This window comes from Acetobacter papayae, assembly GCF_047721125.1.
GTDB lineage: Bacteria > Pseudomonadota > Alphaproteobacteria > Acetobacterales > Acetobacteraceae > Acetobacter > Acetobacter papayae.
Genome location: NZ_JBDNWF010000015.1, coordinates 43,729 through 51,716 on the forward strand (window position 1 = coordinate 43,729; position 7,988 = coordinate 51,716).

The 7,988-nt window shown below is 58.4% G+C and carries 4 protein-coding genes; all 4 read left to right on the forward strand.

All coding sequences use genetic code 11. The annotated features are described in order from the left end of the window. Nucleotides 1-79: 79 nt before the first annotated feature. Complete coding sequence (locus ABF757_RS06680) at nt 80-1,186, forward strand: acyltransferase family protein (RefSeq protein ID WP_415481468.1); 1,107 nt, start codon at nt 80-82, stop codon at nt 1,184-1,186. Nucleotides 1,187-1,221: 35 nt separating this feature from the next. Then, nucleotides 1,222-5,151 (forward strand): cellulose biosynthesis protein BcsC, encoded by a 3,930-nt coding sequence (locus tag ABF757_RS06685; protein WP_415481469.1) that lies wholly within the window; start codon nt 1,222-1,224, stop codon nt 5,149-5,151. Between the two features lie 123 nt (nt 5,152-5,274). Further along, the gene (gene bcsA, locus ABF757_RS06690) at nt 5,275-7,371 is read left to right on the forward strand and encodes a UDP-forming cellulose synthase catalytic subunit (protein WP_415481470.1); all 2,097 of its coding nucleotides are present in this window, start codon (nt 5,275-5,277) and stop codon (nt 7,369-7,371) included. A 399-nt stretch (nt 7,372-7,770) separates the two neighbouring features. Then, nucleotides 7,771-7,988 (forward strand): hypothetical protein (locus tag ABF757_RS06695; protein ID WP_415481471.1); only part of this gene is annotated, 218 nt, incomplete at its 3' end.

The following is a 7,988-nucleotide window of genomic DNA, read 5'->3' on the forward strand; positions in this document are numbered from 1 at the left end:
AACATGGCTGCATGGCCAGTGAAATATGGTGATCAAGGTTATGCAGCCTCTGGCGGCGCCACAGACATGGAAGAACAGCTTGAACGCTGCGTTTTTCCCCGCAGGCAGGCGCCGTGATATTGACGGCCTGCGTGGGCTGGCTGTTCTGCTTGTCATGTTTTTTCATGCGGGCTGGATCAGCGGCGGGTTTATCGGGGTCGATATCTTTATCGTCATTTCCGGGTATTTCATGGGCCGTTCGGCTTTCATGCAGCATCCGTTCAGGCCTGAGCGTTTTGTCCTGCGCCGCCTTTACCGGCTTGTGCCTGCGCTGCTGGTCATGGTCTCGGCGGTTTCAGCCGGTATGTTGTGGTGGGTGCTCCAGAGCGACCGCTCGGATATTGCCCTGAACGGGGCTTATGCGCTGGTCTATCTTTCCAATATCTGGGCCAGCCATCATGTGGGGTATTTTGAGGGGCAGAGCATTGCCTATCCCTTTTTGCACACATGGTCGCTGTCTCTGGAAATGCAGTTCTACTGCGTTATTTTTCTGATTGCGCTGCTGCTGCCGCGCCTGCGGGACCGGCGTTTTCTGCTTTATATCATGCTTGCGGCTTCTTTCGCGTGCAGTGCCTATGCTTTCCATATTGGCAATCAGGCTGCGTATTACAGCATTCTCGCGCGGCTATGGGAGTTCTCGCTCGGCACGGTTATCTGGGTGCTGCCGGGGTTGCCGCAGTCGCGTCTGTTCTCGACCCTGACTTACGCTGTTTCCATTCTGGCTTTGCTGCTCTGCGCCGTTTTTTATGATCTGGCCAATGCCTGCCCCTCACTCATGGCGCTGGTGCCGTGTGTGGCCACCATGCTCATTATCATGCAGCCGCAGGCCGTGAGCCGCCGCCTTGTCGAACCTCTTTCACCTGTCGGGGTTATTTCCTATTCGCTGTATCTGTGGCACTGGCCTGCCATTGTTCTCGCGGCCTATCTGCTGCCGTTCCCGGCGGATAGTCTGACTATGGCGCTGGTGCTGGGTGGTGCAACGGCTGTGTCGGTGCTGAGCTATGCCGGTGTAGAACGCCCTTTGCTTGCTTTTGAAAACCGCGCGACCCCCGATGCAGCGCGACGCGGTGTTATCATTCTGATTGCGTTGTGTGCTATGGTAGCCATGGCGCTGGCGGGTGTTTCCGCCGTCTCGCGTGTGCATTGACATAGCCAATGGTAAAGACCGTGCCCGGCCTCATCATGGAACGCTCCCGCCTGATAGTTTTCAAAGCCGCGCCGCAGGCTGTGGTGCTGCGTGCAGGCCGACATCTGGCGTGGCTAGGGGCTGTTGGCACGTTGTGGGGGGGCACGCTTTCCTCCGCTCTGGCGCAGGGTGTGGTGAGCGACCCAGCCAGTCTGGCGGCCACAACGGCCCTATCTCCCGCGCAGGGTGCGCCTGTGGTTATGGCGCTTCAGTCCGCCAATGGTCTGAATGCACAGGATAGCGCGCTGCTGGACCGCCTGATTTCCGAGACGGAATACTGGCTCGCGCAGCACCAGTTCAAACATGCGCAGGATACGGCCAACCGTGCGCTGGACATAGCGCCGCAGAATGCACAGGCTCTGCTCCTGCTCGGTAGCGCGCAAAAAGGGCTGGGGGATCTGGCGGGGGCGGAGAATACGCTTGCCCGCATGGAAAGCACCGGCGCATCGCAGGATATGCGGGCTGCCCTGCGGGATGTGATTGCAGCGAACCCTGTTGATCCCGAGCGTCTTGCACAGGCGCGTGCGCTGGCGGCGGCGGGTAAAATGCTGCAGGCGGCCATGGCGTACAAGGCGCTGTTTGGCAACGGGCCGCCCCCGCAGGATCTGGCGCTGGAATATTACACGGTTCTGGGCTCGACCATTCTTGGTTATCAGGAAGCCGTGGCCCGCCTGCAGGAATGGCTGAAGCGCAACCCGGCTGATCTGGATGCGCAGCTTCTTTATTACCGTATCCTGACCTATCGCGAGGCCTCGCGCCTGCTTGGGCTCGATGGGGTCAAGAAACTGGCGCAGGCCGATGTTTCGCCGCGCATTCGCCGTCAGGCTTATGATGCGTGGCGGCAGGCGCTGCTATGGACCGCCATTCGTGGTTCGTCCGTGCCGCTGTATTACGAGTGGCTGACCCAGCACCCCAACGATGCCGAAATTGCCGACAGGCTGGCAAAGGCGCGTGAGGAGCAGAAGCGGATCGATGCTGATACGGCCAGAATTGACGGCTACAGCCACCTGAACGCAGGGCGTGTGGATGAAGCCGAGAAGGGCTTTGAGCAGGCACTGGCCTATAATGCCAAGGATGCGGCGGCCCTTGGCGGTGTAGGGCTGGTGGCGGAGCGCCAGCATGACTGGCAGCGGGCCGAGCAGAATTTTAGGCTGGCCATGGAGGCAGACCCCGCAACGGCGGCGCAGTGGAACGAGGCTCTGGCCGGTGTGCGGAAAAGCATGGCAGGCAGCAGCCCCCTGCCTGCCCAGATTGCCCGCGAACTCGCTGCCCGCCGGTATGATGATGCCCGGCGTGACATTGCCCGTCTGGCACAGATACCGGGGCAGCAGACCATAGCCCTCCTGTTCCGTGCCCAGCTTGAAATGAAGCTGGGCCACCGGACCGAGGCGGAAGAGGCGTATCGGGGCGTTGTCTCGCGCATGCCGCATAATTCCGGTGCCGTGGCCATGCTGGTGAACATGCTGTTGCAGGATGGCCGTGTCGATGAGGCGGAAAGCCTCATTCAGGAAAATGGCTATACCCGCTCGGCCCTTGCGGCACGGGTGCATAGCGCGCGGCTGGTTCAGCAGGCCGGGCAGACAACGGATGATGACGAGCGTGTGTCCCTGCTGAACGAGGCTGTGGAGACCACGCCCAGCGACCCGTGGGTGCGGCTGAAACTGGCGCAGGCCCTTGCCGCGACTCATCATGCCGATCAGGGGCAGGCTGTCATGGCCGCCCTGACCGACCAGCCCCACCCCTCGCAGGAAGCCCTGACCGCAGCGGCCCTGTACGCGGATGGGCAGAATGATTTTGCCACGTCCGAAGCCCTGATCCGGCGGATGCCCCCTGCGGCGCTAACCCCGGACCTGCACCGGGTGATGGACCGCGCGCAGGCTGAAGCTGATATCAGCGCTGCCGAACATCTTGGCCCATCCGCCGTAAACGGGTTGCGGGCGTTGGCGGACAGGCCCGACCCTTCAGGCCAGAGAGCGCTGCTGGTGGCCAGTGCGCTGCTCAAGCATGATGAGGCGCAGGCCGCCTATGATGTGCTGAAAAAGGGAGAGGCGCAGAGCAGTGCGGTGTCACCCTCACAAAGGCTGAGCTATGCGGGACTTTACCTGCATATCATGGCTTTGTCTGATTCCTCGGGGCTTCAGAAACAGGCGCGGCAGGATGTGCTGGCTAACCTGAACGCTTATGATGCAGCGGCGCAGGAGCCGGGGCAGCAATCCACCGAGCACGAAACCGAGACCAGAAATCAGGTGGAAGACGGGCTGATGGCCATTCAGGCCGATGCACTCGTCAAGAATGGCTGGCCTGATGATGCGCAGCGGAGCCTGCAACCCTATACGGCAACCCATCCCGACGCCATACAGTCGCGGCTGGCTCTGGCGCGTGTGTATGAAGCCAGAAACATGCACGCACAGGCTCTGGCTGAAGATATGGACGTGCTCAAAAGCAGGCCGGACGATACCCGCGTGCTGCGCGCCTCCGTGCATGCAGCGACCATGGCGGATGATGCCGCAACCGCCGCGAGCCTGACGCAGAAACTCCAGACCATTGCGCCTGAAGACCGTGATACATGGTCCGCCGTGGCTGAAAACGCACAGGCTCATGACGATACGCGCAGCCAGCTTGCCGCCATGGAGCATGTCCAGAGCATCGAATGCGAGAGCGATAGTGGCGATGCCTGCGACCGGCACGATGTGCTCAAGCCCGACTATCGCTGGCCGCTTATCGAATCAGGCTATCAGGACCTGCGAGGGGATACCCTGCCCGCCGCCTATCACGAGCTGCCTGCCGATACGGCAACCGAGGCCAATAACCGCTCCATCGTGTATCTGCATGACTCGCTCTCTCCCCAGCTTGACGGCAATCTTTACGTGCGTAACCGTACGGGCGAGGATGGTCTGGGCCAGTTGACCGAACTGGCCGTGCCGATCACAGGTACCCTGCCGTTTGAATCGTGGAACCACAGGGTTTCGTTTTCTATCGCCCCTACCTTTCTGTTCACGGGCAACCCGCAGTCCAATACGACCAACAACCACCAGTTTGGCCAGTGCGCCACGGTGGGGAGCTCGGGTCTTTGCGGTGGGGCAGGGCGGCATTATTACGCGCAGGGCGTTGGGCTGAACATCAATTACGTCAATCACTGGTTCAGCGCGGATATTGGCTCTTCTCCGCTGGGTTTCCCCATTGCCAACATACTGGGTGATATCGAGTTCGCCCCGCATCTGACACGTGATCTGGTACTGCGCATGAGCGGTGGACGCCAGATGGTGACCAATAGCGAACTGTCCTATGCCGGGATGAAAGACCCGGTTTCAGGGCGGACATGGGGTGCCGTTACCCGCGAATATGGCCAGGCTATGTTTGAATGGGCGCGCCAGCAGTGGAGCCTGTATGCCGGGGCCGGTTTTGCCTATCTTGATGGCACGCATGTCGTTTCCAATACGGAAGTGGATGCTCATGCCGGCGGCATTGCCACGATCTGGAATGATCAGGAACGCCAGCGTGTCCGCACCGGGCTTAATTTTTCCTATTACGGCTACCGGCGTAACAGCGATCTGTTTACCTGGGGGCAGGGTGGGTATTTCTCGCCGCAGGAATACTACGCCATTATGCTTCCGCTGGAGTGGTCGGGCCACCGCGATATGTGGACATGGCTGCTACGGGGTGAGGGTGGCTTCCAGCATTACCGTAGCAACGGTTCCGATTATTTCCCGCTCAATGACGGGTTGCAGCAGAGTGCGGTTACACCCTCGACGGAAGGCCGTCAGTCGGCCAGCGGTGTTGCGGGTAATGTCATGGGCAAGGTTGTGTATCAGGCAACGCCCGCCCTGCGGCTGGGCATGCAGGTTGGCTACAGCAGGGCCGGTAACTGGTCAGAGCTGACGGCCTTTCTCATGGCGCATTACACGTTTGACAGCTTTGACTACTAAAGGGCTGGCTGGCCCGGATAGGGGGGCTGGCTGCCAGTGCGGTGCGTGTGCCTGTCCGGCATGGGCTGGACACACGGTGTTTTCTCTTTACTGCGGCTTGGCCAGATCAGGTAATTTTGTCTCATGATATCCTCTTCGGAAAGAATAAGCAGAGTTACGCCGTATATCCTGATGCTGCTGGGCTTTCTGCTCGTGCTCACCGCGAGTCAGGCTATTATTTCTCCTGTGGCGCAGATTTATCTGAGCATCATTATTCTGCTGTGCACGTTGGCCATTCGCAAACGGCCCGGCCATGTCGCACGGCTGCTGATGATAGGCCTGTCCACGTTCATATCGCTGCGTTACATTTTCTGGCGTCTGTTCCAGACCCTTGAGTTTGAAAACTGGTTTCAGACAACCCTGATGCTCACCCTGCTGTTTGCAGAGGTTTATTCATGGATCATCCTGTTTCTAGGCTACATGCAGCTTGCATGGCCTCTTAACAGGAAGGAATGCCCGCTTCCGGCTGATCAAAGCCTGTGGCCCAGCATCGATGTTTTTATTCCGACCTATAATGAAGACCTGTCCGTTGTCAGGAATACCGTTCTGGCCGCCGTGGCTATGGACTGGCCTGCCGGCAAGCTGCATGTCCACCTACTTGATGATGGGCGCAGGCCCGAATTCCGTACCTTTGCTGGTGAGGTCGGGGTCAATTACATTATCCGTGCCAACAACCAGCATGCCAAGGCTGGCAATCTCAACCACGCGCTTGAGCATACGAATAGCGAGCTGATTGCCGTTTTTGACTGCGACCATATTCCGGTCAAAAGCTTCCTGACCCGCACTGTCGGGTGGATGGTGCAGAATAGGAATATCTCTCTTATCCAGACACCGCAGCATTTCTATTCTCTCGACCCGTTCCAGAGAAACCTCGATATATCCGAGCATATTCCGCCCGAAAGCAATCTGTTTTACGGCCTTGTGCAGCCGGGGAACGATTTTTGGAATGCAACGCTGTTCTGTGGCTCCTGTGCGGTGCTGCGTCGCTCGGCTCTGGCCAGTATCGATGGCTTTGCCATTGAAACGGTTACGGAAGATGCCCACACATCGCTAAAAATGCAGCGCAAGGGGTGGGAGTCCGCTTACCTGCGAGAGACTTTGGCGGGTGGCCTCGCGACTGAAAGTCTGGCGCTGCATGTTGGCCAGCGTATTCGCTGGGCGCGTGGCATGGTGCAGATTTTCCGTACCGATAATCCTTTGCTGGGGCGTGGCCTCAGCCTCGGGCAGCGCTTTTGCTATCTGTCGGCCATGCTGCATTTTTTCTTTCCCATTCCGCGCATTATCTTTCTTCTTGCCCCCATGGCCTTCCTGTTCCTCGGGCAGAATATCATTTACGCCACACCGCTGGCGGTCATGACTTATGTTATCCCGCATCTGCTGCAATCAGTGCTGACACAGTCGCGCATGCAGGGGCGGTGGCGTTATTCGACATGGAACTATGTTTACGAAACCGCCATTGCCACCTTTCTGGCACCGGTTGTGGTGGTGGCGTTTTTCGCACCCCAGCGCGGCACGTTTAATGTCACGGCAAAAGGTGGCCTGATTACAAAGGATTATCTTGATACCCGTATGGTCAGGCCCAATGTCATTATGGGCTGCCTGCTGATTGTCGCAACAATTGTTGGCGTATACGGCATGATTGAAAGCCGGGCCAACCATACCTTGTTTCAGACCTATGGCATGAACCTGCTCTGGGTCACGGGTAATCTGCTGATCGTTCTGGCGGCTATTACTGTTGGGTATGAGCGCAAGCAGGTGCGTCGGGCACCGCGTATTGCCGCCCAGCTTGATATTGTCCTGCGTGATGCCGTGGGGCAGCAGCGTTATCCCGCACAGACACAGGACCTTTCAAAGGGTGGCCTGTCGGTCAAGATGCTTGGCCCCCTGCCAGGGGATATGCAGACGGTGGAGGTCGAATATATCAACACGCGCGACAAGATTACCGTACGTGTCCCGGCCCGGATTATCAACCAGCGTGATGGGTTGGTCAGGCTTGAGTGGATGAGCCGGAATACGCAGGATGAAACGGCGATTATCGAAATGATTTTCGGCCGCAGCGATGCCTGGTCTCACTGGAGCAACTACTCCAACGATAAACCTTTCCATAGCCTGACGCTGCTGACACGCAGTGTCGCCAATCTACTGATGCTCATCATCCTGCGGCGTAATCCCCAGACCTGAGCGCAGGCGGCCAGCCCTTCACGCACGTGATGCGTGTCGGGAAGGGTTGGCACCGCCGCTACGTTTTGCGGGTGCATTCTGCGGCCTGCCTGCTCCCTACAGAAAAACCATAAAATATCCTAACCTGACCGGGCGCTCTGGTTGCGGGTTGCCGCAGCTTGTCTGGGGTATGCTGCGCATATGCGATAGAAATCTGTTATATTAAAAATTATCGCTTGTTAATTTACGCGTTGAATATACAGTGCGTGATACGAAAACGACTAAAACAACATTATAAAATAGTGCAATTAAGAAGGCTCCGGGCTCGCTGTCCTGTCAGGTTACGCGAGTGCAGGCCTTCGCAAACGGTGTGAAAGGGAGAGCGCAGAACATGGGGTTTCAGCCGGGGCAGGCCGCGCCATGAGCGCTTTTCACACTGCGGTGGATGAGCGTAAGGGGCAGCATGCAACACCGGGCGGGCGCGTGGTGCGCGGGCTGCGTCCGGGTATTGTCCTGCTGCTGATTGCGGCTGTTTTTGTCGGTCTGCTGCATATTTTTGCGGTTATGGGGCTGATGTACGGTATGAGGGGTAGTTCGCTGCCGCCGCAACACCATGCGCCAATCGAGACGCGTATCCT

Coding starts and splice junctions, on each gene's coding strand:
- ABF757_RS06685 (WP_415481469.1), top strand. CDS start 1,222: ATGGAACGCTCCCGCCTGATAGTTTTCAAAGCCGCGCCGCAGGCTGTG.
- bcsA (WP_415481470.1), top strand. CDS start 5,275: ATGATATCCTCTTCGGAAAGAATAAGCAGAGTTACGCCGTATATCCTG.